23 protein-coding genes are annotated in these 26,760 nt (G+C 50.9%); 10 read left to right on the top strand and 13 right to left on the bottom strand.

The window, feature by feature from the left end:
* Position 1: 1 nt before the first annotated feature.
* Positions 2-1,318 (bottom strand): coiled-coil domain-containing protein, encoded by a 1,317-nt coding sequence (locus Kalk_RS03180; RefSeq protein ID WP_158643285.1) that lies wholly within the window; start codon positions 1,316-1,318, stop codon positions 2-4.
* Positions 1,319-1,473: 155 nt separating this feature from the next.
* Here Kalk_RS03180 and Kalk_RS03175 point away from each other — a divergent pair, with 155 nt between their 5' ends.
* The 3 genes from Kalk_RS03175 (at position 1,474) to Kalk_RS03165 (ending at position 7,134) form a co-directional block, all read left to right on the top strand.
* On the top strand, positions 1,474-2,667 hold the full coding sequence (locus tag Kalk_RS03175) for a DUF5610 domain-containing protein (protein WP_101892824.1): 1,194 nt from the start codon (positions 1,474-1,476) through the stop codon (positions 2,665-2,667).
* Positions 2,668-2,811: 144 nt separating this feature from the next.
* A complete protein-coding gene (locus Kalk_RS03170; protein ID WP_101892823.1) occupies positions 2,812-6,879 on the top strand; it encodes a hypothetical protein in 4,068 nt (1,355 codons plus the stop codon).
* Between the two features lie 12 nt (positions 6,880-6,891).
* Complete coding sequence (locus Kalk_RS03165) at positions 6,892-7,134, top strand: glutaredoxin family protein (protein ID WP_101892822.1); 243 nt, start codon at positions 6,892-6,894, stop codon at positions 7,132-7,134.
* A 36-nt stretch (positions 7,135-7,170) separates the two neighbouring features.
* On the opposite strand, the gene Kalk_RS03160 is transcribed toward Kalk_RS03165, so the two are convergent.
* Positions 7,171-7,959, bottom strand: coding sequence for a TatD family hydrolase (locus Kalk_RS03160; RefSeq protein WP_407656850.1), 789 nt, complete (start codon positions 7,957-7,959; stop codon positions 7,171-7,173).
* Between the two features lie 27 nt (positions 7,960-7,986).
* On the bottom strand, positions 7,987-9,204 hold the full coding sequence (locus Kalk_RS03155) for an EAL and HDOD domain-containing protein (protein ID WP_101892821.1): 1,218 nt from the start codon (positions 9,202-9,204) through the stop codon (positions 7,987-7,989).
* A 168-nt stretch (positions 9,205-9,372) separates the two neighbouring features.
* Here Kalk_RS03155 and Kalk_RS03150 point away from each other — a divergent pair, with 168 nt between their 5' ends.
* The gene (locus Kalk_RS03150; protein WP_101892820.1) at positions 9,373-10,311 is read left to right on the top strand and encodes a chemotaxis protein CheV; all 939 of its coding nucleotides are present in this window, start codon (positions 9,373-9,375) and stop codon (positions 10,309-10,311) included.
* Between the two features lie 17 nt (positions 10,312-10,328).
* On the opposite strand, the gene Kalk_RS03145 is transcribed toward Kalk_RS03150, so the two are convergent.
* On the bottom strand, positions 10,329-10,784 hold the full coding sequence (locus Kalk_RS03145; protein ID WP_158643284.1) for a DUF1499 domain-containing protein: 456 nt from the start codon (positions 10,782-10,784) through the stop codon (positions 10,329-10,331).
* A 133-nt stretch (positions 10,785-10,917) separates the two neighbouring features.
* Between Kalk_RS03145 and Kalk_RS03140 the strand changes: the two genes are divergently transcribed.
* Positions 10,918-11,598: an OmpW/AlkL family protein gene (locus Kalk_RS03140; protein WP_101892818.1), complete on the top strand. Its 681-nt coding sequence runs from the start codon at positions 10,918-10,920 to the stop codon at positions 11,596-11,598.
* 77 nt (positions 11,599-11,675) lie between these two features.
* Here Kalk_RS03140 and Kalk_RS03135 read toward each other — a convergent pair whose 3' ends face one another.
* The 4 genes from Kalk_RS03135 to imuA form a co-directional block, all read right to left on the bottom strand.
* The gene (locus tag Kalk_RS03135) at positions 11,676-14,753 is read right to left on the bottom strand and encodes an error-prone DNA polymerase (protein ID WP_101892817.1); all 3,078 of its coding nucleotides are present in this window, start codon (positions 14,751-14,753) and stop codon (positions 11,676-11,678) included.
* A 74-nt stretch (positions 14,754-14,827) separates the two neighbouring features.
* Entirely contained in the window at positions 14,828-16,168 is a 1,341-nt protein-coding gene (locus Kalk_RS03130; protein ID WP_158643283.1) for an acyltransferase family protein, read from the bottom strand.
* A gap of 91 nt (positions 16,169-16,259) precedes the next feature.
* Positions 16,260-17,696 carry a Y-family DNA polymerase gene (locus tag Kalk_RS03125; RefSeq protein WP_158643282.1) on the bottom strand — a complete coding sequence of 479 codons (1,437 nt, stop codon included), beginning with the start codon at positions 17,694-17,696 and terminating at the stop codon, positions 16,260-16,262.
* Position 17,697: 1 nt separating this feature from the next.
* Positions 17,698-18,468, bottom strand: a complete 771-nt coding sequence (gene imuA, locus Kalk_RS03120) for a translesion DNA synthesis-associated protein ImuA (RefSeq protein ID WP_158643281.1) — start codon at positions 18,466-18,468, stop codon at positions 17,698-17,700.
* 144 nt (positions 18,469-18,612) lie between these two features.
* Between imuA and Kalk_RS03115 the strand changes: the two genes are divergently transcribed.
* Positions 18,613-20,013 (top strand): MBL fold metallo-hydrolase RNA specificity domain-containing protein, encoded by a 1,401-nt coding sequence (locus Kalk_RS03115; RefSeq protein WP_101892814.1) that lies wholly within the window; start codon positions 18,613-18,615, stop codon positions 20,011-20,013.
* Here Kalk_RS03115 and Kalk_RS03110 read toward each other — a convergent pair.
* Positions 20,010-20,222: a hypothetical protein gene (locus Kalk_RS03110; RefSeq protein ID WP_101892813.1), complete on the bottom strand. Its 213-nt coding sequence runs from the start codon at positions 20,220-20,222 to the stop codon at positions 20,010-20,012. The genes Kalk_RS03115 and Kalk_RS03110 overlap by 4 nt on opposite strands.
* A 116-nt stretch (positions 20,223-20,338) precedes the next feature.
* On the opposite strand from Kalk_RS03110, the gene Kalk_RS03105 reads away from it, so the two are divergent.
* Positions 20,339-21,133, top strand: coding sequence for an MOSC domain-containing protein (locus Kalk_RS03105; RefSeq protein ID WP_101892812.1), 795 nt, complete (start codon positions 20,339-20,341; stop codon positions 21,131-21,133).
* Between the two features lie 26 nt (positions 21,134-21,159).
* Here the strand turns inward: Kalk_RS03105 and Kalk_RS03100 are convergent, their stop codons facing one another.
* The gene (locus Kalk_RS03100) at positions 21,160-21,759 is read right to left on the bottom strand and encodes a hypothetical protein (RefSeq protein ID WP_101892811.1); all 600 of its coding nucleotides are present in this window, start codon (positions 21,757-21,759) and stop codon (positions 21,160-21,162) included.
* A gap of 217 nt (positions 21,760-21,976) precedes the next feature.
* Between Kalk_RS03100 and Kalk_RS03095 the strand changes: the two genes are divergently transcribed.
* A complete protein-coding gene (locus Kalk_RS03095) occupies positions 21,977-22,696 on the top strand; it encodes a DUF6901 family protein (RefSeq protein WP_101892810.1) in 720 nt (239 codons plus the stop codon).
* A 5-nt stretch (positions 22,697-22,701) separates the two neighbouring features.
* On the opposite strand, the gene Kalk_RS03090 is transcribed toward Kalk_RS03095, so the two are convergent.
* A complete protein-coding gene (locus tag Kalk_RS03090; protein WP_101892809.1) occupies positions 22,702-23,145 on the bottom strand; it encodes a universal stress protein in 444 nt (147 codons plus the stop codon).
* A gap of 131 nt (positions 23,146-23,276) precedes the next feature.
* On the opposite strand from Kalk_RS03090, the gene Kalk_RS03085 reads away from it, so the two are divergent.
* Positions 23,277-23,774 carry a hypothetical protein gene (locus Kalk_RS03085; protein WP_101892808.1) on the top strand — a complete coding sequence of 166 codons (498 nt, stop codon included), beginning with the start codon at positions 23,277-23,279 and terminating at the stop codon, positions 23,772-23,774.
* Here Kalk_RS03085 and Kalk_RS03080 read toward each other — a convergent pair.
* On the bottom strand, positions 23,760-24,626 hold the full coding sequence (locus tag Kalk_RS03080) for a sterol desaturase family protein (protein WP_101892807.1): 867 nt from the start codon (positions 24,624-24,626) through the stop codon (positions 23,760-23,762). The genes Kalk_RS03085 and Kalk_RS03080 overlap by 15 nt on opposite strands.
* A gap of 138 nt (positions 24,627-24,764) precedes the next feature.
* Between Kalk_RS03080 and Kalk_RS03075 the strand changes: the two genes are divergently transcribed.
* Positions 24,765-25,778 carry an AraC family transcriptional regulator gene (locus Kalk_RS03075; RefSeq protein WP_101892806.1) on the top strand — a complete coding sequence of 338 codons (1,014 nt, stop codon included), beginning with the start codon at positions 24,765-24,767 and terminating at the stop codon, positions 25,776-25,778.
* Here the strand turns inward: Kalk_RS03075 and Kalk_RS03070 are convergent.
* The gene (locus tag Kalk_RS03070; protein ID WP_101892805.1) at positions 25,751-26,497 is read right to left on the bottom strand and encodes a hypothetical protein; all 747 of its coding nucleotides are present in this window, start codon (positions 26,495-26,497) and stop codon (positions 25,751-25,753) included. The two genes, Kalk_RS03075 and Kalk_RS03070, sit on opposite strands and share 28 nt — an antisense overlap.
* Positions 26,498-26,760 lie beyond the last annotated feature (263 nt).

The raw sequence follows: 26,760 nt of genomic DNA, 5'->3' as shown, positions 1-26,760 counted from the left end.
TCTACAGCAATGGCGGTGCCTGGTTGCCTCCTTGCTCTTCGTAAAGGGCTAGATAACGTTCTTCCAGTTCGGTGAAGTTCTGTTGTAGTGAAATCATTTCTTCTTTCTGGGTTTCTAATTTCATTTTTAAACCCACTACGAGAGGGTCGTCACTTTCTGTGCTGGCTTCCAATGCGGCTCGCATTTCGTCGTTTTCCAACATCAGCTGCTTGTTCTGGTTGCTGAGCATATGGATTTTCTCGACCATTACTGCGCTTTCTTCGATAAAGGTTTCTATAACCTCATTCACTTTCTCATCATGAATAACTTCGCTTGGTTCATACTGCATTTCATTCATGATTGAGTCCAGGCATTCCCCACCTTGTTGAATCGCTGACTCAAGATCATTAACGGAATGCGTGAGACTCTCCCGGTCTGCACCTTCTTCCATGGAGGCGATCAGCTCTCTCAGCGATTTTATGGTCGCATTCTGCTGATCGATAATGTTGTTGAGCATGTTGATGTTTTGTTCTTGCGCAAAGCCGCCAGTTTGTCCGTTGGTAGCTGGTGATGCTTGCCCATCGGTGGTTCCGCTCGACTCGTGGTAGGCTTCATGTAAAAGGTACACCAGCTCCCGCAGGTTCTCGCTGTTGCTGAAGTTCTCACAGATACTCAGTAGCGCTTTATGTAACTGAAGCTCCAGATCGTTGCGTTGCATGTCGCTTTGCGCTGCGGATTCCAAGCATGAGACTAATGGTTTTAGGTTGTTCAGTTGTTCAAGGCTGTCCTGTTTTTCAGACTCAAGTTTGGCTATGACTTCATCTTTGGTGGATATTTCTTCGTTGTGGGATTCGTTGAGCGTTTTGGTGGCATTGTCCACTCTTGCCTTGATCAAGTCGGTGATTTTTTCCGCAAGGTGAATGTAATTTTTGATTTGCTCTCGCCACGGTGTGTTGGTTGCGCCCACATGATCCTGAATAAGCGAAAGTTCGGCTTGCAGCACTAAATATCGGATGGATATTGCCATGTCATCAGGAGGCAGATCCGGGCGCAGTGCAATGGTTTCCTGCGCGCAGTGGGCGGTGGTGTTATCGATTTCAGTCTGAAAATATCCGGTCAGGTTTTCGCCGCTGATGTCTTCCTTAATCGTGGTCAGGATGTCTTTCAGTTGATTGATGGTTTTCTTCTGTCGGCGAATGATCAGCAGCAGGATCACCATGGCGGTGATTATTGCTAAAAAGGCCTGAATTGCGATCAAAAACTCGGTGGACATGTTGTGCTTTTTGCCTATATGGATTTCCTCAACATTGAGTATGGCCCATGAATTACGGACGTGCACAGTTAGTTTTCTCTTAACACCTTGAATTATGGTCAGTATTTTTTAGTTAAAGGTTCTTTGGTGCAGGCCGATATAGAAGTATTGGGTGCTTGTTTCGATGTCAGGGCTCGTACGTTTGATCATCACTGTGCTGGCGAGGCACGGGAGAAGAGGCCATGTTTTCCTTTAACCCACTGTTTAAAAACGATTTCTTTGGTGCTGACAAAGGCCATCATGGAGGTCGGCATCACGCCATGGGGCACCATTCTGCGCCTGGACACCTTAAACAGGGCGCACCTATCCAGCCTACAGTCAGTACTTCCACAATCGAGCAGACCCTGGCGGTGGCGTACGAAAAGTTACAGGTCACGGTCACCAGCAAAATTCCAGGAGCAGACTCGTCTACTGTACCCGGGACTCAGTCAGAGACCGATTTTTCCCCGCAGGCCGTGTCTGATCGAATACTCGGTTTCGTGACGGATCGCCTGGCTGCTGAAAAGGCCAATGGAGCATCGGATGAAAAGCTTCAGGATCTGTATCAGCAGGCATTAAGCGGTATCAAAAAGGGGCTGCGGGAAGCAAAAGACATTATTCAAACGAATGGCCTGTTTCAGGGTGAGGTGCGAGATAATTTTTATTCTACTGTGACAAAACTGGCTGATGGGCTGGAGGCATTGGGTGAGGAGTTGTTCGGTCAGGAGATTGACCCTCAGCCGGTAGCAGCGACATCTTACAAGAACAGTGAGGTTGCGTTTCAGCGTGACCGTAGCTTTGAGATGGAGGTTGTTACCCAGGATGGCGACACCATTAAACTGTTGGTGAACTCAGGGCAAAGTGGCTATGCCAGTCAATATAACCTGCAAGCAGAAGATGTGCAGGTGGATGGTTTTAGCGTTGGTTTTTCGAGTTACGACAATTTGTCTTTTTCAGTGGAAGGTGAACTGGATGAGGGTGAGATTTCCGCTCTGAAAGATCTGTTTCAACAGGTGAATGGGGTGGCGGAGACCTTCTTTGGAGGCAATGTTGAGCAGGCCTTCGATCAGGCCATGAGTGTCGGCATGGATACCAGCGAATTGGCAGCTTTTGCGGTGGATATTAAACAATCTCAAGTGGTGGCAGTCAGGGACACCTATGTGGCCATTGACAATATGGCTGGCCGCGAGGGTAGCGGTTTTAGTGATGCGATGCCCAGACTGGGGGCGTTTGCCAACCAGACTCGAGAGGCTGGCGAGGCCGTGAAGTCCATCGACGGTGGTCGTATCAATACCCAGGATCTATTGCGTGAGTTAATCAGCCGCTTTCACTCTGATGCTGAAACCAACCAGGGTACCGGGGCAGCGTTCAGGGAGTTTGTAGAAGCCCTGGCCTGAGAACCGGTTCAAAAATACTTCAACTTTGGGTTTTTCTGCCCGCCTAATCTGTTTATTCTGAAGAGTGAGTTCCGCTCAGGGCGCTCACATGCATGCTTTAATATTCATATTTAATAAATCGTTGCTTTGATTGGGGAGTTGCAAATGCTTTGGCGTGGTCTGTTGTGGATCGGTTTTGTGTGTTGCCTGATGCCCCGGCTGGCTGCCGCTGATTTTTCTGTGCCTTCGCCTTTAGTGCCTTGGCAAGAATGGTCGTTGCGTAATCACTCCGATATTCAGTGTCCTTTCTTATATTCCACTTTTGAGCGCCGCCAATGTCAGTGGCCGGGAACTCTGCAATTGCGGGTTACCGAAGAGGGGCTGCAGTTTGAGCAGCAATGGCAACTCTTTGCGAAAGGGTTGGTGTCTCTGCCTGGAGGCGATCGCTATTGGCCGGAATCTGTGTTGGTCAATGGGGTGGAGGGCCTGGTATTCGAGCAAGGTGAAACCCCGGTTCTTAGGTTGGCAAAAGGCAGTCATCATATCGTGGGTTTTATTCCATGGCAGCGAATCCCTGAATCGGTTTTGTTACCTCCAAACATTGCGTTGATACAGCTAACCATTAATGGAGCTGTCATCAACCGGCCTAATGTAGATGATGACGGACGCTTATGGTTTGCCAGCGAAATTTCCACAACGGCTAAAGTTGAAGCGCAGGCTGAAGATAAGTTGACGGTACGCGTGTACCGAAAGCTAACCGACGATATTCCCTTTGTGATAGAGACGCGGGTTGATCTGGAGGTCTCTGGAAAATCACGTGAAGTGACGCTGGGGAAGTTGTTGTTTGATCAGTTTACACCCCGTTTATTGAACAGCCCCCTGCCTGCCCGTGTGGATCAGGGTGGGCGCTTACGGATACAGCTTCGCCCTGGGCAATGGCAGGTTCGATTGCAGGCACATCAAAATGTCCCGGTGGCAAAAGTGTTTTTGGAAACCAGCGACGAGGGTTTCTGGCCAGAAGAGGAAGTGTGGGTGTTTGAGGCGCGTCCGGCTTTAAGGCAGGTCAGGGTTGAGGGAGCAGACAGTATCGACCCCGCTCAAACCGCTTTGCCGGAGGCTTGGCGGCAATGGCCTGCGTATCATGTGCGACAGGGGCAGGCGCTGAACCTGGTTGAGCTACGACGAGGTGATCCACAGCCGTCTCCCAATCAGCTCAATGTTGAGCGTGATCTGTGGCTGGACTTTGACGGTGCAGGGATAACTCTGCAAGACAGAATCCGGGGTTCAATGAACAGGGGCTGGCGTGTCAATGTGGATCCTCGCTTGCAACTTGGCAGCCTCAGCCTCAATGGTGGTCCTCAGGTGATTACCATAAGTGATGGGCTGCAAGGGGTGGAGGTGCGTGATCGTCAGTTACAGGCTGAAGCGCTGAGCCGCCAGACATTGAAGCAAGGAACCCATAAGCACAAGTTACCTGCTGTGGGGTGGTTGCATGACGTTGACAGCTTGCGCGCTACCTTGCATTTGCCGCCGGGGTGGCGAGTGTTGATGGCAACCGGCATGGAGCGTTCCAGTAACACATGGTTGGATAGCTGGAGCGTGTGGGATGTATTTATTGTGCTGATTACTATAGCCGCAATTTTGCGACTTAGAGGTGCCTGGGCTGCGCTCATCACTGGCGTGGCGTTGGTATTAATTTATCCTGAGGCCACTGTGTTCCTGTATTTGTTATTAAACGTGATTGTTGTTATGACGTTGCTGCTGTTATTGCCCGCAGGCAGGTTGCAGCGTGTACTTAAGTTTTATGGCGGCGCTGCGGCGCTGGCATTGGTGTTGTGGATGTTGGGTTTTATGGTTGAGCAAGCCCGGCTTGGTATGTATCCGCAGTTGCAGCAACCCTGGATCCAAATGGGCGCTCAGCCCGTTTCCGGTTCACCAGAATCGCAACGTAACAGGGAGATGGATGTCAGTTTCGCCAGTATGCCTGCTGCAGCAAAAGCCAGTCCACCTAGAATGTACTCCTCCTATGGCGCATCTGAGCGGCTGGATCAGCATGATCCGGGGCTTGCCGCGCAGACCGGGCCTGGGTTACCCAACTGGGCGTGGCAGCGTACATTTTTACAGTGGTCTGGCCCGGTAACCTCGGATGAGACCGTCACCCTGTGGCTGCTTGAACCCTATGAAAACAGAATCTTGAGTTGGGCCAGGGTTGTGTTGACGGTGTTATTGCTGGCAGCGTTGCTTGGGTTGTCACAGATTAAAGGGCGTTGGCCTCCAACGGGAGCAACCTTTGGCAAGTTGGGCATTATGATTTTTGCTTTGATGGCGATGATGCCGGTTGCGCGGGATGCGAAGGCTGAATTCCCTGATAATGAAATGCTGGATGAATTGGCCAGCAGGCAATTACAGGAACAAAATTGTACGCCTGCCTGTTTGTCAATTGTGAAGTCTCGCATTGATATTCAGTCGAACCGAGTAACGATTCGCTTGACGTTGAATGCGCAGCGGGAGGTTTATTGGCCGCTGCCCGATAGCCAGAAACAATGGCGAGTCGATAGCGTGCTATTGGATGGGGAGCCTCATTATGCGCGCAAATCCGCTACCGGTTCAGCCCTCAATTCAGCCCAGCTCGAATTGTTTGTCCCTCATGGGGCACATCAACTTACCCTCTCCGGAACGTTGGATTCGATCATGCCTTTCCAGCTTACCTTTGGGGTGCAACCTCATAACTTGCAGGTAGTCAGTGATGATTTTACCGTGCGGGGATTGGATAGCGGCCGTCTGCTTTCGAATACGTTGCACTTTCAACCGGTGAATGCCTTACGACAGCAAATAGCGCTGGAGGAAGTGCAGTTAAATCCAGACCCAATAGCGGCGTTTGTCAGTGTTGAGCGCATCCTGCGTTTGGGGCGCAATTGGTATATGGAAACCCGAGTCAAACGGGTTGCTCCAGAGGATGGTGGTATCAGCTTGGATATACCATTGATTGAGGGTGAGTCTGTTACCAGTCAGGATTTGGAAGTGGCAGAGGGAATGGCCAAGGCCGTATTAAAACCGGGTCAGAAGCAGTTGGTGTGGTTTTCCGCTTTGGAAAAAACTTCACTGCTGACTCTGCAGGCTGCGAATACGGCTAGTTGGGCAGAGCTCTGGCAGGTGGAAGTGTCGCCTCTGTGGCGCATGCAGGCCGAAGGCTTGGCCCCAGTGAAAGATGGCACCTTGGACGGTGGTTGGCGACCTCGTTGGCAGCCTTATCCCGGAGAATCTTTGACCCTTGCCATTTCACGTCCGGAGGCCTTGGTGGGGGCCACCAAAACCATAGATCAGGTCATGCAGGAATGGGAACCGGGTTTGCGGGAGTCCAGTGGTAATTTGCGCTTGCACGTGCTTTCCAGCAAGGGGGCAGAGCAGCGTATTGAGCTGCCAGCGGAAGCCAGGGTGAAGTCTGTTTCGGTGGATAACGAGCTGCGGGCGGTGGATGAGTTGAACCCCAAGCTGATTATTCCAGTTAACCCAGGAGAACATTGGATTGAGGTGAGCTGGCGTCAACCCAGTCCATCCGGTTTTAAAAGTCAGTCGCCTGTGGTTAGCATCGAAGACGCTTACGTAAACCATTTATTGCAGGTAAAAGTACCCCGTAACCGATGGGTGTTGTTTGTGGGTGGCCCGGATATGGGGCCTGCGATACTGTTCTGGGGGGTATTGATTGTACTGGTTGTAGTGGGCTTTGCATTGGGGCGTGTGGAGGCATTGCCTTTAAAAAGCACACACTGGATTCTGCTGATGGTGGGGTTGTGTGCAGGTTGGGTGGAGACCATCGTGGTCGTGGTGCTGTGGTTTTTGTTGTTGCAGCAACGACAAGCGCCCTGGGTGAAGAAACTGAATCGTACTCAGTTTAATTTGCTGCAGGTGGTGATTGTTTTGTTTAGCCTGGTTGCCTTTGCATTATTACTGGCTGCTATTCCCAATGGTTTAATTGGTAGCCCTGATATGGGTGTGGTGGGCAATGGTTCCAGCCAGTATGATCTGAACTGGTTCGTAGATCGAGGCGAATCTGTGTTGCAGAGTGCCTGGTTTATATCGTTACCATTATGGGTGTATCGGGCGTTCATGCTGGTGTGGTCGTTGTGGTTGGTGGTGTCTATGTTGCGTTGGTTAAAATGGGCATGGGCAGCGTTTACCCAAGATGGTTACTGGCGTTCTGGAGTGGTGTTGGAAAGTTCAACTGAAAAGTGAAACATTATTAGCATGAAAGAATCTTTGATCTTCTATACAACGGCGGGTTGTCATTTGTGTGATGTCGCCCGCCAGGTATATCAATCTACTCTGAGCCCTGATTACTTTCTGGTGGAGGAGGTCGATATCGCTGATCATGACGAATTGATTGATCGCTATGGAACCTGTATCCCGCTGATCAAACGGGTTAAAGATGATTCTGAGTTGGCTTGGCCATTCGATCAGCAGGCTTTGATGGAGTTTCTTCCCGAATAGACGCATGCGTGACAGAAGCTGAAGTTATTCATTGGATCAATTCAGTTTAAACAGTCTATTGGCATTGTCCGTTGTGCGCTTTGCCAGTTCGGATTCGCTCAACTCAAGCATTTGTGCGATTTGTTGATTGATGTGAGTCAGATGGCGAGGTTCATTGCGCCTTGATTTCGGCTTTGGTCGCAATGTTCGAGGTAATAGGTAGGGTGAATCCGTTTCCAGTACCAGGCGGTTTTCCGGGATCAATTTCACCAGTTCCTGGAGGTGTAGCCCACGTCGTTCATCACATATCCAACCCGTAATGCCAACGTACAGATCCAGCTCAAGGTAATTTTCCAGTTCTTCGCGATTGCCGGTAAAACAATGTATGACACCACCTTGAATATGGGGGCGATACTGCTTAAGCAGCTTTAATTGTTCTGTATGGGCGTCTCTTTCGTGAAGAAACACCGGCAAAGCCACCTCAGCGGCGAGCTTCAGTTGTTGTTCGAATGCAAAAAGCTGCTGCTCAGGTGGTGAGAAATTGCGATTAAAGTCCAGCCCGGTTTCACCTATGGCAACTACACATTGTTCATGGGTCAGATTCTTTAATTCGGCAAGGTGATGCTCGTTCCACTCCTTGGCGTGGTGTGGATGAATGCCTGCCGTACACCATAATCCAGGGTTGTACTGCTGACACAGCTTCACCGCTTGGTGTGATTCATTTAGGTTTGTACCGGTTACGATCAAAGAGGTCACGCCAGCCTCGAAGGCTTGGGCAATGACGTTGTCGCGGTCGGCGGAAAAGGCGTGATCAGTGAGGTTGACGCCAATATCAACCAATTTAATGCTCATTGGAAAAGCGAGTGGCTCCAGTTATTCCAGCAGGGATTTCATGACGTCAGTGGACCAGACCAGGGCTTCCATATAGGCTTGCTCGAACAGTGCTTCGTTTATACCGTTGCCTTCGAGATAAGTCCAATTGATTTCTTCCCATTGGCCCCGTTCGTGGGCAATGACATAGCGCAGTAGTTTACCCGTATCCCCTTCATAATGTAACAATGCATCATTAATGGCGTTCTCAAAAGGCAGGGATTGCAGCAAAGTTTCTATGGGCTGATCAAAGAAAGCGTCAATAAATGAGAACATACCTACGGTAAAATAAGCGTCCGGGTTATCTTTGCCCACTGCTTTGGCCAGCAGTTCCATCATTTTGGCGCGGCTGAGCGTGAGGCATATCAGTTCGCTGGGTTTATCGGACATACGCGACAGTGCAATCAGGCTGGACCACTGGCGTAGGGTATTCATGCCTAGTAATACGACTGCTCGGCGGATGCTATCGATCTTGCTTTGAGTTGCATACTGGGCAGTATTGCAGATGCGCAGGATCTTGGTGCTGAGGGCAATATCATTGGAGATAATGTCTTCGAGTTTAGCTACGGATGCATCCGGGTTTTGCAGTTCTGCTAATAGCCGCATAACCACTATTTTGTTGGTGGGCATGCTATCGCCATGCACATTCTGTGGCCGTGCCAGAAAGAAGCCCTGAAAAAGTTCAAATCCTAATGCCTTGCAGCGTTCCAGCATATCGTAGTCTTCTACTTTTTCTGCCAGCAACCTTATGTTGTAGGGTGCGAGTTTGGCGACCAGCTGTTCCAGTGATTCACCCTTCTGCGCCAGTACATCTACTTTTACGATGTCTGCCATTTTTAAGAGTGGATGCCACTTTTCATCAAACTCGAAATCATCCAGCGCGATGGTGAATCCAGCCTTGGCCATGGCGGTTACACCGGCAATCACTTCTTCATCCGGTTCTACGTCTTCAAGAATTTCAACGGTAACGTGTTGCGCATCAAATGGCGGTGGTGAAATAAGCCACTTACGGGTGAAGTTAATGAAGGCGGTTTTGTTGTCGCAGACCTTATCGATGCCTATTTCTGTAAAGGCATTAATAACCAACTGCGAGGTGGCGATGTCGCCATCCCATATCCAGTCCGACGGGTGTGGTGGTCGAAACAGGAGTTCATAGGCATGGAGGTTTAGATCGCGATCATAAATTGGCTGTCTGGCTAGCAGAATGTTAGTGGAGTCCATTCGAGTCTCTGTGCAAGGTGTCGTTTCAGATTGGATGTATTGAGTGTAGTTGAACCCTGAGGGGCGGAGGGTAGCTTTGACTCTTTATAATAAAAGGTAATAAGAGGGGCGGTGAGGGCTGGTCTACACTGTAGGTAAGCTGTTATTTTTATTGATTATGGAAGGGCCATGGCAAGCGTACTTGACTCGGTAGATCAGCGTACAAAGTTGGTGGGAGAAAATCGTCTTGAGCTGCTTCTGTTTCGGCTGCAGCGGGGGAGCTTGTTCGCATTGAATGTGTTCAAGATTCAAGAAGTGCAGACTATGCCTAAGCTCACCAGCATGCCTCAAAGCCATCCCCACATTATAGGCGTTACTCACGCTCGAGGGCGCACCATTCCAGTGATTGATCTGGGGGCTGCCATTGGGCTCGGGCCTTTGCAGGATCGTACCAACTGCAACATCATCATTTCTGAATACAACAGGACCATTCAGGCGTTCATGGTCAAGTCTGTGGATCGGATTGTAAACATGAACTGGGAGGAAATCATGCCGCCTCCCAAAGGTGCGGGGCGTTCCCATTATCTTACTGCCATTACCAAGCTGGATGATCAGCTGGTGGAGGTGATTGATGTCGAGAAAGTATTGCAGGAAGTATCGCCTTACAACACCACGGTAAACCCCGATGTGTTGGATCAGGAGTTGGTAAGCCGGGCGCAGGGTCTTGAAATTCTGGCTGTGGATGACTCAACGGTGGGCCTTGCCCAGGTGCGTGAAACAGTGCAGCAGTTAGGTGTTAAGCTGATTTCCGCCAGCGATGGTGCTATGGCGTTGAAAATGCTGAAGGGCTGGGCCGACAAAGGGATCGACGTGCCTAAGAAGTTGGTAATGGTGATCACGGATGCGGAAATGCCTGAAATGGACGGCTATCGCTTGACTCGTGAGATTCGTGATGATCCCCGCTTAAAGGATCTGTTTGTTGTGCTGCATACTTCCCTTAGTGGCAGCTTTAATGAGGCGATGGTGGAGAAAGTCGGGTGCGATGGGTTTCTATCGAAATTCGAACCCGACAAACTGGCCATTACCGTTCAGAACCGAATCAAGGATTATTTGGATCCGAACACCTGAGTGAACACCAATCCGGCTTATTCACAGCAAGGTTCAAGTGCGTCTTTGATCTCATTCATTCGGCTACGGTTTTTGCCAAGATCGCTGTAGCCGACTCTGGATGCTGACCGTACTTGTATGCTGTCTTCCTGAATTAGAAATTCAGCGTCATCAGTAAAACGCATGATGGCGGTGGTGAATTCTGCACGGATGTAGTTGTCTTCGTTTTTGGTGATGGTGCAGCGTGGGTAACCATCGAGAATCTCTAATAGTTTATCTTTTGCCTGTGCTGCTGATCCAGTGTAGGGGATGGCCTGGAATAGGTGATCTTCATCTTTGGCTTGTGAGGAAACGCAGTTAGGGCTGCTCGGGCAGTCAGTCAGATTGCCACCAATAACACCTCTTGCGACTGGGTTTGAGCCGCATCCCCCTATTAATACACTCGTGGTCAATACAAACATTGCACTGATTTTCGAAATCTTGATCTGAGTCATTTTGTACATTCCTTATCCATATGGTCTTTAATGCTTTTTGATTTAAGTCATTATTGCATCTTTTCTAAACCTTAGACTACAGCCATTCCAGATTTATAGATTCTTGTTTTAACTTAAAAAATAGAGGAATAACATGGCTGTGAAACTAAAAGCTTCAGTATCTGTTTTGGCATTGAGCGTTGCAATGGCGTCTGGCTCTGTGCTGGCGTATCAACAAGGTGACATGGTTGCTCGTGCCGGTTTGGCAATGGTCGATCCGGATGCCAGCAGTACACCTCTGGTTCTGAATGGCAATGTAGTATCCGATACTTCTGTTGATGTTGATGATAATACTCAGTTAGGCCTGACGTTTACCTATATGCTGAGTGACGATATTGGTGTTGAAGTCCTGGCGGCGACGCCTTTTTCTCATACTGTAACGGCCAAGGGGCTGGGTGATGATCTTGATGCCATCGATCTTAAGCATCTACCCCCTACGGTCAGCATTCAGTATTTCCCTATGGCCAGTGATTCTGTGTTTCAGCCTTATTTGGGCGTAGGTTTGAACTACACTACTTTCTTTGATGAAAAGCTGACGTCTGATTTCAAGGCTGTTTTCGGTGATGGCGATGTTAGCCTGGAAGATTCTTTTGGGTTGGCTTTCGAGCTGGGCTGCGATTATCAGCTGTCTGACAACCTGGTATTGAACGCGGCTATCTGGACCATCGATATTGATACCAGTGCCACCATTAAGTTGGATTCAGGCAACAAGATCACTACCGATGTGGATATCGATCCTTTGGTTTATATGGTAGGTGTGGGTTATAAGTTCTAAACCTGCCGCGCTTTAAAAGCGTATCTGCTACATACAAAAGCCTCTCTTGTGGGAGGCTTTTGTCATTGTGTTGCTTATTAATGAAAATCCCTTGATTGGGTCTCCAGCTCTCCCAGCAAATGGCTGCAGTCCTCGATGCTGCCTGCGATCACGTGAATTACATCGCCTTCGCGTTCCAATACGCCTTTGATTTTCAGCATGCGGGAATGCACGACGGCAGCTCGATTGCAGTCCACCAGATCCCGCCAAACCACAATGTTGCTGTTGCCGGTTTCGTCTTCCAGGGTAATAAATACTACGCCGGTAGCCGTGCCGGGCCTTTGACGCCCGGTGACCAGTCCGGCAATGCGCACGAAACGTTTATGGCTCAGAGCGTAAAGGTCGTTGTGTCGCTTGTAGCCTTTAAGTGCCGGGTGATCCCGCAGTAGTGCCATGGGGTGGCGGCCCAGGGTCAGCCCCAGGCTATGATAATCTTCATTGAGGTTCTCGGCTTCGGTAGGAGCGGGTAGTTCTATGGGGGTTTCCTGCTGGTGCTGTTGTTGTAGCAACGCTGATTCCTGTTGCAGGCCCTGAACTTCCCACCGAGCCTGAAAGCGATGTGTGTTTAGGGAGCCGAAGGCGTTGGCGTGAGCCAGGGCGTCTATGTCCCGTTTGTTGAGTTTGCTGCGTTGTTGCAGATCTGCCATAGAGCGGAAAGGTGCGTGTTGTCTTTGGTTTATGAGTGTGTCTGCTGCACTGCGGGATAGGTTTTTTACCAGCCGGAACCCCAGCCGGATCGCTTCTTTCTCCAAGGTGTGATCCCATGTGCTGTGCAGTACGTCTACAGGATGCACTGTAACCCCGTGGCGTTTTGCATCCTGGATCAGTTGTGAGGGGGAATAGAATCCCATGGGCTGGCTGTTGAGCAGGGCACAACAGAAGGCGGCGGGTTCGTGACATTTCAGCCAGGCAGAGGCGTACGCAAGCAGGGCAAAGCTGGCAGCGTGAGATTCGGGAAAGCCGTATTCCCCAAAGCCGCGGATTTGGGAGATGATGCGTTGCGCAAATTCAGTGGAATAGCCTCGGGATAGAAGCCCTTTTGCCAGTTTCTCTTCGTGCTGTTGCAATTGCCCTTTGCGTTTCCAGGCGGCCATGGCCCGTCGTAACTGGTCTGCCTCCCCGGCACTGAAACCGGCTGCTACCATGGCCAGTTCTATCACTTGTTCCTGAAAAATAGGCACTCCCAGAGTGCGTTTTAGTACCTGTTCCACCTCTTTGCTGACATAGCTTACAGGCTCCAGTTTTTGTCGCCTGCGCAGATAGGGGTGCACCATGTCACCTTGGATCGGGCCGGGGCGTACAATGGCCACCTCGATAACCAAGTCGTAAAAGCAGGCAGGTTTAAGGCGGGGCAGCATGGCCATCTGGGCGCGTGATTCAACTTGAAATACGCCAATGCTGTCACCCTGTTGCAACATCTTATAGGTTTGGGGATCTTCGCTGGGGAGGCTGGACAGGGACCAGCGCTGTCCACGCAGGTTGTATAGCATATCAAAGCATTTGCGGATGGCGCTAAGCATGCCCAGTGCCAGGACATCTACCTTCATCAGCCCCAGTGCTTCGATATCGTCCTTATCCCATTGCACCACGGTGCGATCGGCCATGGTTGCGTTTTCAATGGGCACTAGCTGATCCAATGGCCCGGCAGAGATGATGAAGCCTCCAACGTGCTGTGACAGGTGGCGCGGAAACCCCAGCAGGGTGTCCACCAGTTGCTTGAACTGTCGAATGCGGAGGTTATTGATGTTAATGCCAAGCTCTTGCAAACGCTGAGGCAGTTGATCCTGTTTATCCCACCAGCCAATGGATTTGGCCAGTTGATCCAGCAGCGTTTGATCGAACCCCATTGCTTTGCCGACATCGCGGATGGCGCTTTTGATGCGATAACGGATGACCGTGGCAGTAAGGGCTGCTCTTTGGCGGCCGTATTTACGGTAGATGAACTGGATTACTTCTTCGCGTCGCTCGTGCTCGAAATCCACATCGATGTCTGGCGGCTCGTTACGCTCCCGAGAGATAAAGCGCTCAAACAGCAGGTTGCTTTTGGCTGGATCGACTTCTGTGATGAACAGGCAATAACATACGGCGGAGTTGGCGGCGGAGCCTCGGCCCTGGCACAGGATCTGCTGGCTGCGGGCGAACTGTACAATGTCGTAGACGGTCAGAAAGTAGTACTCGTAATTCAGCTCGTGAATCAGATCTAGCTCTTTTTTGATCTGGGCGCTGAGTTTGTCGCTAATACCTTGCGGCCAGCGCGCCCGGATACCGGTTTTTACCAGTTGCTGTAACCAGGATTGCGCACTGTGGCCGGGAGGTACCACTTCGTGGGGGTATTCATAGCGCAATTCATCTAATGAGAAAACGCACTGTTGGTGGATGATTTGGGTTTGCTGGATGGCCTCTTGCGGAAACAGTGGTTGAATAGACGATAAAGGTCGCAGGCTGGTTTCCCGGTTGGCGTGTAATTGAAAGCCGGCGCTGTGTACGTGGGTGTTAAGGCGAATGGCGGTGATGATGTCCTGCAGCGGTTGGCGCTCTGGTATGTGGCAATGCACGTTGCCACAGGCCACCACAGGGCGTTCCAGTTGTTGTGCCAGCAGTTGTCGCTTTTGACAGAGGTTGTGATCCTGTTGCCTCAGGTTGTTTTCCAGTCCGATCCACAGCCTGTTGCCTGTGCAGGCCAGCAGCTTCTGGCAGGTGTCATCAAGTTGTTGGCATTGTTTTGCCGATGGCAACCAAATGAACAGGCATTCGCTGGTGGCAGGCTCCAGATCCTTTACCCGCAATTGGTAATGGCCTTTTGTGCAACGGCTGCGGGCGCGGGTAATCAGTGTACACAGTTGCCCATAAGCATGACGGGTGGGGGCCAGAATCACCAGATGCAAATGTTCTACTGTGGTGACATCTGTTCCTACAATGAGCTTCAGCTTGTGTTGAGTGCTGTTTTGCTCACGGGCCGCTACATGTGCTCGTACAACACCGGCCACCGAGCATTCATCGGTGATGGCCAGGGCGCTGTAACCCAGTGCAGTGGCTTGCTGCACCAGTTCTTCTGGATGGGATGCGCCTTTAAGAAAACTGAAATTGGTGAAACAGTGAAGTTCGGAATACAACATGGCACTATACTGTAAATATATACAGTATAGTGCCATGTTGAGAGTGGGTCTAGATGAATTTTGATGCTGTCAGGTTAACCCTTGGATTCCATGGGGACCGGTTTTGGTGCGCCACGGTTTACTTCAAACAGCTCACGCATATTCAGAAACGGCTTTTCGATCAGTAGCCAGCACAGAATGCCGATAATAATAGAAAGAATCAGGGATAGAATCGCTCCCAGACCCACGGTGCTGAGCATGGCCTGAGCAGGGTGTAGATCCAGTGTTTGTATGTATTTGTTGAGTGGGTGTACCACCACCAGAATGACCATCAAGTGAATCAAATATATGGAGTAAGTGAGCTGCCCTAAGGGATTCCAGATCTTCAGGGAGTAAAACCAGGAGAAAAAGCGCACGTGGCTTAGTTGCAGAAACACCGACATCATAAACCACGCAAAGGCGATGCTGAATATGGTGCGGTGGAAGACGATGTACAGGCGCAACCCATTACTGGATTCACTATAACGTGTATCCATAATCGGAAAGTACATAAAAAATACAATGACAGCCATGCTGAGAATGTTCAGAGCCAGGGGCCGATACGTGGTGGCTCGTGCCCAGTTCTGGATGGCATGTTGATGAAAACAGTATCCATAACCGGCAATAACACCGACGATCAGTGGCCCGAAGCGGGTGGCCAGGTTATCGTAAAGCTTGCCGTAGAATGTCATGGATATGACTTTGTCTGACAGCATGTCCCGATAGTTGCTATTCCACAGTTCATCGTAGTAGTAGAGCACACCAAATCGGATCAATAAGGACAGCACCAATAGGCCCAGCATGGTCTGCATAAAGGAACGCTGCGGCGATTTGGCGATGAAAATCAGAATCAGGGGGAGCAGCAGATAGAACTGTTCTTCTACTGCCAGGGTCCAGGTCCATTGCAGGGCCATGTTGTCTGGGTGCAGGAAGTTGTTTACGTAGAGCAGGTTGGCCCAGATCCATTCATGATTACGGGCTCCGCTGGCCCAGAAAATAATGGCGATGACGGCATAGAGGGGGGTTAATCGTAGATAGCGACGAAAGTAAAACCGTTTCAACTGTATAGCGCCGGTTTTGTTTTGCTCTTTCAGCAGCATGATGCTGATGAGGAATCCGCTTACAACAAAGAACAGGTCCACAGCTTTATCTGCGTTCCATATCCACCATAGATAAAACGGAGCGCTTTCTAGGGATTGAAAGAAGATTTCTTTGCCGTTATACAGGCTGTACACGAACACCGTATGGGCAATAAGTATCCAGATCATGCCAAAGAAACGCAGGCCATTGATCAGATAAAAAGTGCCAGAGCTGTCTTCAGTCAGTGCGCTGAGATTGCGTTTTACAGACCATATCCCAGATGCGGATAGGGCCGGAGCTGCTTTATTATTGTTCATTTTTTTATAGATCTTTAAGTATTGCAACAGATTACTGCAGGGGCCATGAAACGCCAAGCGATGAGATGTTGCAAAATGAAATAGCCGTTGCCTATCGGCTGAATATTCCGTGTAGAAACCAGGCGCTGTTATCTCTATCCCGGTATACCCACAGATGCTGGCCGTGGCCTTGTTGGGCAATGTAGTAGTCACGGTTTATTGGCTGGTTATCCCACCAGCCGGTTTCAATGCGTTCAGGCCCTTTCAGCAAGTGTAGTGGTTCGTGGTAGACCGGCAGGCCTTTTTTGCTGCGCAGTTTCTGCGGTTGGTACAGTAGCCAGAACGGGCGCTGTTCTGATGGATGCTGCAGGGCCTCACCTTGCCCCGGTGTGGCGGAGCACCAGCTGTATTCGGGGCGGTGATCTGCCACCATGCTCAGGCTATGTATTTGCTTCTCCCCCAGCCGTGCCTTGAGTCGATCCACCAGTTGATAGCGAGTGATGTGATCGGGTTGATGGAGCTGGAACATGTCCTGTTGACGAACACTGATGGGGCCGAATGTGTGTGCACTCAGTTGCAGGCTTAATACCGGGGCTTCCAGCTTCAATTTTTCCAATTTTAACTGAATCAGGGGCATCATATCGGCCAATCGGTGCATAGGAATGGCCAGTTCGATAGGCCATTGCTGAATGGCGCGGTTACGCAGTAGCAGTGAAAACTGAAAAGTGCTGACGGCAGACTGGCGGGCGTAGAGGTAATGCTCCAGTTGGCTTAATAAATGTCGTATGGGAAACAGCAGGCTTTGGGCATTATCCAGTTCCAGCACAAAATCCAGCTCGGCCTGAAAGGTTTGGGGTAAAGACCAGTTCGGCAGGGGAGCAGTCTGTTCCCCGGTAAGGCATAACAGGTATTGGCTGAATTCCATGCCAAAACGTTTGCTCAGTGAATCTTTGGGTAAGTTCAGCAGTTGGCCTACGGTTTTCAGGCCCATGCTGTACAGCAGGCTTTTTTGCGCATCGGCAACATCCAACCATTGCACATCGTAATCATGCAGATCCGGCAGCGAAAAAAAAAGTGCACGGTTGCTGCTTTCGTGGGCCTGGGCAAACAGCAGGGCGGCCATGTCAGTATCGGCAAAGGCCAGGCTGAAGGGCTTAAAGCCAGGGGGCAATTGTTGTGTCAGGCGCTGTGCCAGTTCTTTCTGCCCGTGAAACAGTTTCAGGCTGTGGCTGACCTCTATTAGCAGGTTGTTAGGGCCGTGGGTGCGTATGTGCGGGGTGAATTCATAGGCCCAGTTACCCAGTTGTTGCAGTGCTTGTTGCTCTTTGTGTGCATCATAGGTATAGCAGTTGAGATTCTGGGCCAGACCTTGTGCAGTGGGAATGGTCATGCCAGGCACAATGCCTTGCTGATGTGCCAGTTCATTAGCATACAGTACCAGTCGACGTTGTTTACGCGTGGTTTCTACCACCAGTGGCTGAGGGGTGAGGACACCCTGTTCCACCAGATTCAACGCCAGTGCAGGAAAGTGAAAGCAGGCCCAGAGCATGTCAGGTTCCGGGTGGGGAAAGGGGTGAATGCTGTGAGTATCCAGCCCCACTAGGCGGCGTTTGCGGGATCTGATCTTGCGAGATGGTTTTGTTGGCTGCAGTGCGCACAGTGAATGCCGCGCGGTGATCAAGATCATGTCGTGGCAGGTGTAGCCAGGGGGAGCCCCAGTGGCCACGGCATTTTACTACTCGTACCTGAATGTTGTGCTGTAAGGCTCCGAGTTCCAGCCGCAAGGGTGCAGGAGAAGGCTGTTGCATGTGCGCCTGAGGACGCATAAGCAAACACAGACTATGACCTTTCTGGGCGGCCAGTTGCAGACGCCTGATTTGTTGCGGTGTTGGGTTATGAGGCCAGCCTTGTACCACGCTGCAGGCACCGGAGGCCAGGCACTGTTCCATGGCCCAAAGCATGTCTTTATCTTGTTTGCTGTGAATGATTAGGGTGTTTTCCAGCTGAATGCCTTGCTGCCTGAGGGCCGGAGCATAGGGCAGCCATGGTGGGTTGACCCACACCAGCCAGCGCGATTGCTGGCTGAGTGAGGCCAGTGCTGAGGAGACCAGTTCCGTTTCGCCACAACCCCAGTGGGGGCACAGTATTTCTGCCACGCTGTCACAGGGCAGCCCACCATCCGGCAGAGCCTGATCCAGGGTATGGAATCCAGTAGCGATGGTTTCGAGTGGCTGCCACTGCTTGCCGCGCATGCCATCTGCCGCCCGCCAGATGGCGGGGTGTTGCAGAATATGATTCAGTTGCGGTTTGGCGGCAGACATATTCAGAGGCTCAAAACGGGTTACGAATACTGTAATTATATACAGTATTTTGGTTGCGGCAAGGCATTTGAAAGCATGATGTAAAACAGTATTGAAAAGAGGTGCTTGTGTTACGCTAGCCCTAATAAAAAAAGGAGATGTTATATGGCAAAACTGACTTTTTGGGGTGCAGCGCAGGAAGTAACCGGCTCCAGTCATTTGATCGAGACCGGAGGGCTGCGTATCTTGCTGGATTGCGGCATGCATCAGGGGGGGCGTCAGTCTGAGCGTCGCAACGGCGAGCCTTTTCCATTTAACCCCAGTCAGCTGGATGCAGTTGTGTTATCCCACGGGCATCTGGATCACAGTGGATTGCTTCCGCGTCTGTTTAAAGACGGTTACAAAGGGCCGGTTTATTGCACCGATGCAACCCGTAACCTGCTGGCCATTATGCTGGAGGACTCTGCCAATTTGCATTTGCGGGATGTGGAATGGGAGAACAAGCGTCGCAAGCGTGCGGGCAAGCCGGAGATAGAGCCCTGGTATGACATGGAAGATGTGCTGCATGTTCTGGAGCACTGCGTAGGTATTCCTTATCACGAAACTCGTACAATTAGTGGTCATGTTGCGTTGTACTTCCACGATGCGGCTCACATCATCGGTTCGGCCATTGTGGAGCTGCAGATCGAGGAAGGTGGCCGTACTAAAAAACTGGTGTTCTCTGGTGATTTGGGGAATGCCGATGCTGTATTGATGAAGGATCCTGAGATTGTTCAGGATGCGGATGTGGTGTTGATGGAAGGCACCTACGGTGATCGTAATCACCGTACCATGGACAACACTCTGGAAGAGTTGGGGGCCGCCTTGCAGCAGGCCAGTGAAGAAAAAGGCAATGTGCTGATTCCAGCGTTTGCCGTAGGAAGAACCCAGGAGATGCTGTTCCATTTAGGGGTGTTGTACAAACAGGGCAAGGTGCCTCAGCAGAAGGTTTTTCTCGACAGCCCTATGGGCATCGAGGTGACTCGTCTTTATACCGACTACATGGATTTGCTGGATCCGGAAGATCTGAAAAAAGTCTCGGCCAGGTTGGGCGATGACCCCAAATCCTACCTGCCTATACTGACGCTCACCGAAAGCACAGAGGATTCCATGGCCATCAACAGAATCAAGGGCGGAGTGGTGATTATTGCCGGTAGCGGAATGTGTAACGGCGGGCGGATTCGTCATCATCTGAAGCACAATATCTGGCGTCCTGAATGCCATATTGTGTTTCCCGGCTTTCAGGCAAAGGGTACGTTGGGGCGTCAGATCGTTGAGGGGGAAAAGCACGTTAAGATGTTCGGGTCGGATTTTGCGGTGAAGGCAAAAGTGCACACATTGGGTGGTTTCTCGGCTCATGCCGGGCAATCGCAGTTGTTGGAATGGGCATCCAATTTCAAGCAATCAACCCGTTTCTATCTGGTGCATGGCGAGCTGGAGGCCTTGCAGGTGTTGCAACAGAAGCTGCATGGGAATTTGGGTATTACGGCTGAGATTCCTGCTGAAGGCACCAGTATGGTGTTCTAATAACAGACCCTTCGGCCTTTCTCATCGGCGCGGCGTTCGCATTCACGGCGAATATTATCGCACGTAATGGCACCGCCGGGAGAAAGGCTGTCAGCGTTCTCGCACCGGGAATAGCGATCCTGCAGCTCAGAGCCGGAAATGTCCGCAAATTTAGAATCACCACAAGCACTCAGCATAACAATAGAGATCAGCCCCAGAAACATTCGCATTAGATTATCCCCCGCAAGACATAGCCATAAATCATTAAACACCCGATGGGTTATTCATTCAGTATAGGTTAGTCTACTTTGATCTCAAGCCTATGATTCGAATGGAATAGTAACCTATGTACGTGTCCAGACTGTTTGTTCATCCGGTGAAATCACTGGGCGGTGTTTCAGTGGAATCTTACATCGTAGATCGTTTTGGCCCCCAGTGGGATCGGCGCTGGATGGTGGTGGATGAGCAGGGCAAGTTTATTACTCAGCGGCAGTTGGCGGCGATGGCGCTGATCAAGGCAAAAATGGTACAGGATAATGTGCAGTTGACGGCTGCCAGTGGCGAAGCTCTGGAGTTCTCAGCGGCAGACTTTAATGCCGGTGAGGACGTGACTGTGCAGGTCTGGCGTGACCAGTGCGTGGCCAAGTTGGGGCCAGCCCATGTCCATGCCTGGTTGAGCCGGGTATTAGGGCGTCCTTGTCGCCTGGTATTCATGCACGATGCCTGCAAGCGGTCGGTGGATGAATCCTATTCAGGCCCAGGGCATACCGTCAGTTTTGCAGATGGCTTTCCGTTGCTGTTAACGCAGCAGGCCTCGCTCGATGTTCTTAACGGTTATATGAGTATTAACGTAGGCATGGAGCGATTCCGCCCGAATCTAGTGGTAGACGGGGGGCTTGCCTGGGAAGAAGATCAATGGCGGAAATTGCGCATCGGGTCGATGCTGTTTGATGTGGTGAAGCCTTGTTCACGCTGCGCCATTCCTACCATTGACCCCGGGGACGCCAGCAAACAGCCGGAGGTGTTTAAAACCCTTAAACAATACCGTTCACAGGCCGGTGAAGTCTATTTCGGCCAGAACCTGGTGGCGCGGGGAGGAGGGCGGCTCTTTGTTGGGGATCAGGTCGAGGTATTGGAATAACCTTCACATAAAGCGCTAAGCCTACCTCAAAACAGCTCGATATCGTCGTCGGTGGAATCATCGCTCTGCAGCGACTCGGTTTGTTCAAACTGGTGACGATAGAGCTCCAATGCTTCTCTGATGGTGGCCCCTTTCATGATATGGTCAAACATGATGCGCTCGCATTCCATGGTGTAGTTGGAACGGATCTCCTGTTGGATTCGGCTCCACTCGCCGGGGTTGTAGAGGCGGCTGGCATCGCTGATCAGATCGCCCAGATGGGTAAGGCTCTCATTTACGTGGTGCAGTTTTTGGCTGAGACGATCATAAAACTGGAATGCGACGATGGCCCGCTGCATCTGCTGGTGCATTTGTTCCGAGGCGGTCATGATGTCGGAACGCTGAGTCTCCCACTTGTCAGAGCTGTCAGCGTGCTCGCACAGTGTCATGACTTTTTTGGCATCCTGAGCCATGCCAGTAAAGGTAGACGACAGTTCGTCTACGGATTTTGAGCTGTCTGTCAGGGTGGTTTCAATCTGTGCCATGGCAAGGCACAGCATGGATATGGTTTCTTTGATCTGACTCCAGTCAAGATCGGGTTTGACTGAGCTGGAACCGGGATTTGACAGTTGAGATCCGAGTGACACGCCGAGCGCTCCTGCAGTTGCGTGGTGAAAACAGGTTCATATTAGTCAGCATAGTTCAGAAACCGGTGGGCGGTGAAAAGGAAAATCATGAAAATTATGAGATGCTTGGCAATCAAAGGCTTAGCCTGGCCTAGAGCATTTTGGAATACAGTGCGGGCGGGTCTACACTGTAGGTATGAGCTTGAGGGCTACCCAGGAAGCGAGCAGGAACTAGATCATGAAAATTCAATACCGCTTTGATATCGAAGACCATTCGCTGCAATACGAAGTAGATGTGGACAGATCGTTCGATTTTCAGGCAGATCGTACGGAGGCTCCCAGTTGGGCAGAACTGAAGCATAATCAATGCCCCAATTGTCCGTTGACGGTTAAAGACTGCCAATATTGCCCGGCTGCGGTGGATCTGGCTGCGGTGGTAACGGATTTTCAACGCCTGCCTGCCGCAAAAACGGCCAGAATCAGGGTTTCTACCCCGGAACGCAATTACGATAAAGAGACAGCATTGGAAGAAGGATTACGGTCGCTGATGGGGTTGATTATGGCCACCAGTGCGTGCCCCATTCTGCATCAGCTCAAGCCCAACGCGCGCAATCACCTGCCGTTTGCCTCGCAGGATGATTTTATTATTCGCTCTACGGCGCTGTATTTACTCAAACAGTATTTTAATTACCGGGAGGGCAAGCGGCCCGACTGGGAGCTGCAAGGTTTGATCAGCCTGAATCAGGAGCTGCAAACCCTGAACGAAGCACTGTGGGGGCGCGTTAAAGAGGCCTGTGAGGGGGATTCCAACCTGAAGGCTTTGCTCAGTTTTCTGGATATGTCATCCAGTGTCAGTTATTCGTTGGAATCTCAGTTGCAAGCGGTGAAGGCATTGATGACGGACGAAACCGTGTCGCCCGCCATGGACGTGAAAACCGGCGAAACCAGTTTATTTTAGGCCGATTATTTCGAGTTTTTGCTAACCCGAACCGCAAGCACGTCAATATCGGCATGATGCAGCACAGCGTTGGCCGTTGACCCCAGCAACAACGCCAGGCCGTGGCGGCCGTGGCTGCCCATCACGATCAGATCTACACTATTATCCTTGGCAACCCGCAAGACTTCCTTTTCGGTGATGCCCACTTCCAGATGCTGTCGATCCTCGGGTACGCCCAGTTTTTGGCCCAGTTCCCGCAATTGGCTCAGTGCCTGTTTTTCCAGCTCTTTGTGCAGATCGCCCAAGTCTACCGGGAACTCGCCGCCGTAAGCGATGGAGATTGGCTCTAATACATGAACAATGCTAAGCGTGGCTGAAAACGTGCCCTTCAAGGCCGCTGCGCGTTTCTCAACAATCTCAGATTCGTTGTTAAAATCAGCCGCCAGCAGAATGTGATTATATTGGCCCATGGATAAATCCTTGTATTAGCAGTGCGGTAAGCGTTTATGAATGATCGAATCTATTAGATAATGCCCGGCACTTTCATTTCAAGCCTTTTCATTTCAAGGTTTGTTTTTGGTCAATAGTTGGAACCCTGTTCATGGTGTATGTAATTATCGCATTAGCGATGCTGTTTATTCTTGGCCCGGTGTTGATGTTGCGGCCCTCTGCCCGTGAGCGGCGGGAAGCCCGTATTCGTCAGCGTGCCATGGCCGATAGTGTGCTGATCAGCCCGATTTCTCTGGCGCGGGATAAAAAATTCAATGCACTGAAGCAGCGCAATCCTCATATCGATGACTTTCGCTGGTTTCGTTATCAGTTGGTGGCAACAGAGAAAGAGACCGGGCCATCCGTAAAGGGGGAGTGGTTGCAACGTAAAACCCGTGAAGGCCAGCTGGTGTGGGAGCCTACCGACACTAAAGTGCAAACGCCGCCGGCGGTACAGCAGCTAATTGATCAATGGCAGCAGCAGCAGGCGGAAGACTTTCTGTCGCTGGAGCTGGGGCCCCGCAGTGTATCCATCGTCTGGAACGAGCGGGGTGATCTGGCAGAGGTTGAAGCACTGCTAAAGCATCTCAAGCAATTACTGGCGATCTGAATCCTGATAACGCAGGCGTACCCATTCCGGTGGTTTTACCAGAATGCGCAGGTCGCGATAAGTCCGCAGATCCCGCCACAGGCTGGCCCACTCATGCAATTGCAGGTGTATCGGGTTGTAGGGCCGCTCAGGCATCTGGGATACACCGTATACGATCTCACCGGCATCGCGCTCATCCCGAAAGGTACCGAACAACTTATCCCAGATAATAAAAATGCCGCCAAAATTGGTGTCGATCTGCTCTGGATTGCGGCCATGATGCACCCGGTGGTGAGATGGGGTGTTCAGCACCTTCTCCAGCCAACCCAGGCGTTTGACTTGCTCCGTGTGCAGAAAGAACTGATACACCAGGTTGCCCTCGATAGCCAATAGCACCCAATCCTTATCGAACCCGATCAGCGCAGCCGGAACCCACCACAGTATCCAGGCACCGTTAAAGGCGTGGGTAAAGTTCTGACGCAGAGCCGTGGAAAAATTCATATGTTCGGACGAATGGTGGGTAACGTGGCTTGCCCAGAGCCAGCGTGTTTTGTGCATTAAGTAGTGATTCACATAGAAGCAGAAATCAACGATCACAATCAGCGCCAGAATGCTCCACACGGACGCTGAGGGATTCCATTGCAGGCCGAACTGGGATACCCAGCTGTAAAAGGCCTGAATGAACAGGGCAATGGCAATACCATCGACTATTTTATAGGAAAAACCGGTGCCAAGATTGGCCAGGGTTTCCTGAAAATGGTACACGCCGATACGGCCCTTCCATCTCACGTAGCCTGCCTCCAGCAGGATCACAGCAACAAATATCGCGCCAAAGGCCAAAACAAAGAATATCGCGTGTAGAACATCAGACATGAAATCATCCCGTAAGCGGTTGTTATGGTGCTTAAGATAGACCCACTTGTCATTTAGTGATTGACCTGGCGGGGCTAATTTTTGACAATTCCCGCCAATATGCAAGCGTTATGAACATCAATCAAAAAGGGCTACACCGTGACCTCTACCATGCTGGCCGATATGAACGTGAGTGGTGATCTGGCGGCACTGCTGCTGGATTATCTGGCGGACAACCATCTACAGCTGCAGGCGCTGGAGCGAGAGCTGCGTCAATTTCAGCCTGCCAGCCGGATGCGTTTCCGTCAGTGGTGGCATCTCTTGCAGATACTACAAGAGCAGCTGCCGGAGCGTCTGGTGGGGATGGAGCTGGGTCGGGCCATTAAACCGTCCTACGTAGGGGTGCTGGGTTACCTGACCTTATCCTGCGATACCGTGGCCGAGGCGCTGCAGCGCTTCCAACGATATCAGCGCTTGCTGCACGATGGTGATACCGCTCAATTTGAAGTGCGGGGCGATCTGGCCTGCCTGTGCTGGAGCAGTGAGTTCGGGCTGTCTACTCAGTTGTCTGATGAGGTGCTGGTGATGGGCATGGTGACTAATTTGCGTACCATGACCGGTATGCCTGACCTGCAACCGTCCAGTATTCATTTCGTGTCTTCAACGCCAGCCAACCAAGATGCATATCGAGCCTTTGTCGACTGTCCTATCACCTTCAATCAGCCCCGGCTGGAGCTGCATTTCCCCATGCAGTATCTCACTTTGCCCGTCACCAACAGCGATCCTGCATTGAAGCAGTTGCTGGAGCAACAGGCTCAGACCTTGCTGGCGGTGCTGCCCCAGCAGGAGGATTTCAATCATCGTCTACAACAGGCCATTCTTAAAGCCATTCAGGAGGGGGAGCCAACGCTGGAGCAGGTAGCAGAATCCCTGGCAATGTCCCGTCGCACCTTGCATCGTCGCCTGCAGGAAAAAAACTTGGTGTTCAAGGATCTGTTGCAGCAGATACGGCTGCAGTTGGCGCGCCAGTACTTGGCAGAGCAGCGGCTCACACTGGCAGAAATCGCGCTGTTACTGGGATATTCTGAGCAAAGCGCCTTTACTCGAGCGTTCAAACAATGGAGTGGAACCACACCTTTGCAATATCAGAAGCGGGCAGCCTCCAGCCGCTGAAGCAGCAACGTGACCAAGTCACCGCTGTAGCGATGTACGATAAACGACATGGACTGATGTTCATTACGTAGCGCTTGATTCAAAAGTGGCCACTTTTCCTTCAAGGCAGCCAGATCTTCAGGTGCAGCTTGTACGCGGAGGTCGATGTCATCGGCAATGGCAGCGATGGATTGGAGTTTGGTGGCTGGCAGTACCCATGCAGGATTGAGATAACGCAAATTGACCTGCTGCAAAAGCAAGATCAATTCCATATCCGGTGTTATCTGGAATGAGCTTGAGGAGACGGCCTCGTGCAAACCTTGCCACAGTGCCAACATCCCTTCCTGATACTGGTAGCGTATTTCCTGATCAATGAAGCCTCCCTGTTGCACCGTGACCAGGCAGGCGCTGAGTGCCCGCGCAGTTTGTTGCCATTGCTGCTTCAGTTGCTGTTTTTGCGTTTCCGGCAAGGAGGATCCCGCTAGCAGCAAAGGGTCAAAATGGGTGCGAAACCCCTGCAAATGCTGCGTTAAGCTGTCGTACTGTTGCGGGTCGCCCAAGCCAGACTGATAACGTTCAAAGTCGGTGATCAAGGCCAGCAGATAGTGCTGACTGAGAAACCCATTCCAGGCCTGGGTTTCTGCTTTATTTATTGAATCGGCTCGTAATGGGGTGAATAGGCTGATCACCAGCAGAGTAAACACAACGCTGCACTTGAATAACCCCGCTCTAAAACCCATAAACACAGTCTCGGTAAAATTGTGGATATTATTTTCCTGTGCCTTAAAAAGGCAAACCAAAGCAATGCTGGCATTTAAATCTGAATTGTGACAGCTTTCTAACTTATTGAAAAATCGGAAGTTGCTAGCTTGTCTGTGGAAAACTTTTCGTTCAGATTTGGAAAAAATCGTAATTTCATCCTAAAAACAAATTAGTCAAGGAATGGATTGGCTCCCTTGACCCAAAGGCTGACACCTCTTATATATGTCGCCCTTTCAGTGAA

The organism is Ketobacter alkanivorans, from assembly GCF_002863865.1.
Classification (GTDB): Bacteria; Pseudomonadota; Gammaproteobacteria; order Pseudomonadales; family Ketobacteraceae; genus Ketobacter; species Ketobacter alkanivorans.
The sequence above is the reverse complement of the archived record's forward strand: the minus strand, read 5'-3'. Positions and strand labels throughout refer to the sequence as shown.

Bases quoted from the DNA above. Each gene is read 5' to 3' on its own strand.
- Kalk_RS03110 (WP_101892813.1), bottom strand. From the start codon at position 20,222: ATGCGAATGTTTCTGGGGCTGATCTCTATTGTTATGCTGAGTGCTTGT.
- Kalk_RS03090 (WP_101892809.1), bottom strand. From the start codon at position 23,145: ATGGGCCAATATAATCACATTCTGCTGGCGGCTGATTTTAACAACGAA.
- Kalk_RS03140 (WP_101892818.1), top strand. From the start codon at position 10,918: ATGGCTGTGAAACTAAAAGCTTCAGTATCTGTTTTGGCATTGAGCGTT.
- Kalk_RS03155 (WP_101892821.1), bottom strand. From the start codon at position 9,204: ATGGACTCCACTAACATTCTGCTAGCCAGACAGCCAATTTATGATCGC.
- Kalk_RS03165 (WP_101892822.1), top strand. From the start codon at position 6,892: ATGAAAGAATCTTTGATCTTCTATACAACGGCGGGTTGTCATTTGTGT.
- Kalk_RS03130 (WP_158643283.1), bottom strand. From the start codon at position 16,168: ATGAACAATAATAAAGCAGCTCCGGCCCTATCCGCATCTGGGATATGG.
- Kalk_RS03085 (WP_101892808.1), top strand. From the start codon at position 23,277: ATGGTGTATGTAATTATCGCATTAGCGATGCTGTTTATTCTTGGCCCG.
- Kalk_RS03135 (WP_101892817.1), bottom strand. From the start codon at position 14,753: ATGTTGTATTCCGAACTTCACTGTTTCACCAATTTCAGTTTTCTTAAA.
- Kalk_RS03125 (WP_158643282.1), bottom strand. From the start codon at position 17,696: ATGCTCTGGGCCTGCTTTCACTTTCCTGCACTGGCGTTGAATCTGGTG.
- Kalk_RS03170 (WP_101892823.1), top strand. From the start codon at position 2,812: ATGCTTTGGCGTGGTCTGTTGTGGATCGGTTTTGTGTGTTGCCTGATG.
- Kalk_RS03115 (WP_101892814.1), top strand. From the start codon at position 18,613: ATGGCAAAACTGACTTTTTGGGGTGCAGCGCAGGAAGTAACCGGCTCC.
- Kalk_RS03080 (WP_101892807.1), bottom strand. From the start codon at position 24,626: ATGTCTGATGTTCTACACGCGATATTCTTTGTTTTGGCCTTTGGCGCG.
- Kalk_RS03095 (WP_101892810.1), top strand. From the start codon at position 21,977: ATGAAAATTCAATACCGCTTTGATATCGAAGACCATTCGCTGCAATAC.
- Kalk_RS03070 (WP_101892805.1), bottom strand. From the start codon at position 26,497: ATGGGTTTTAGAGCGGGGTTATTCAAGTGCAGCGTTGTGTTTACTCTG.
- Kalk_RS03105 (WP_101892812.1), top strand. From the start codon at position 20,339: ATGTACGTGTCCAGACTGTTTGTTCATCCGGTGAAATCACTGGGCGGT.
- imuA (WP_158643281.1), bottom strand. From the start codon at position 18,468: ATGTCTGCCGCCAAACCGCAACTGAATCATATTCTGCAACACCCCGCC.
- Kalk_RS03145 (WP_158643284.1), bottom strand. From the start codon at position 10,784: ATGACTCAGATCAAGATTTCGAAAATCAGTGCAATGTTTGTATTGACC.
- Kalk_RS03150 (WP_101892820.1), top strand. From the start codon at position 9,373: ATGGCAAGCGTACTTGACTCGGTAGATCAGCGTACAAAGTTGGTGGGA.
- Kalk_RS03175 (WP_101892824.1), top strand. From the start codon at position 1,474: ATGTTTTCCTTTAACCCACTGTTTAAAAACGATTTCTTTGGTGCTGAC.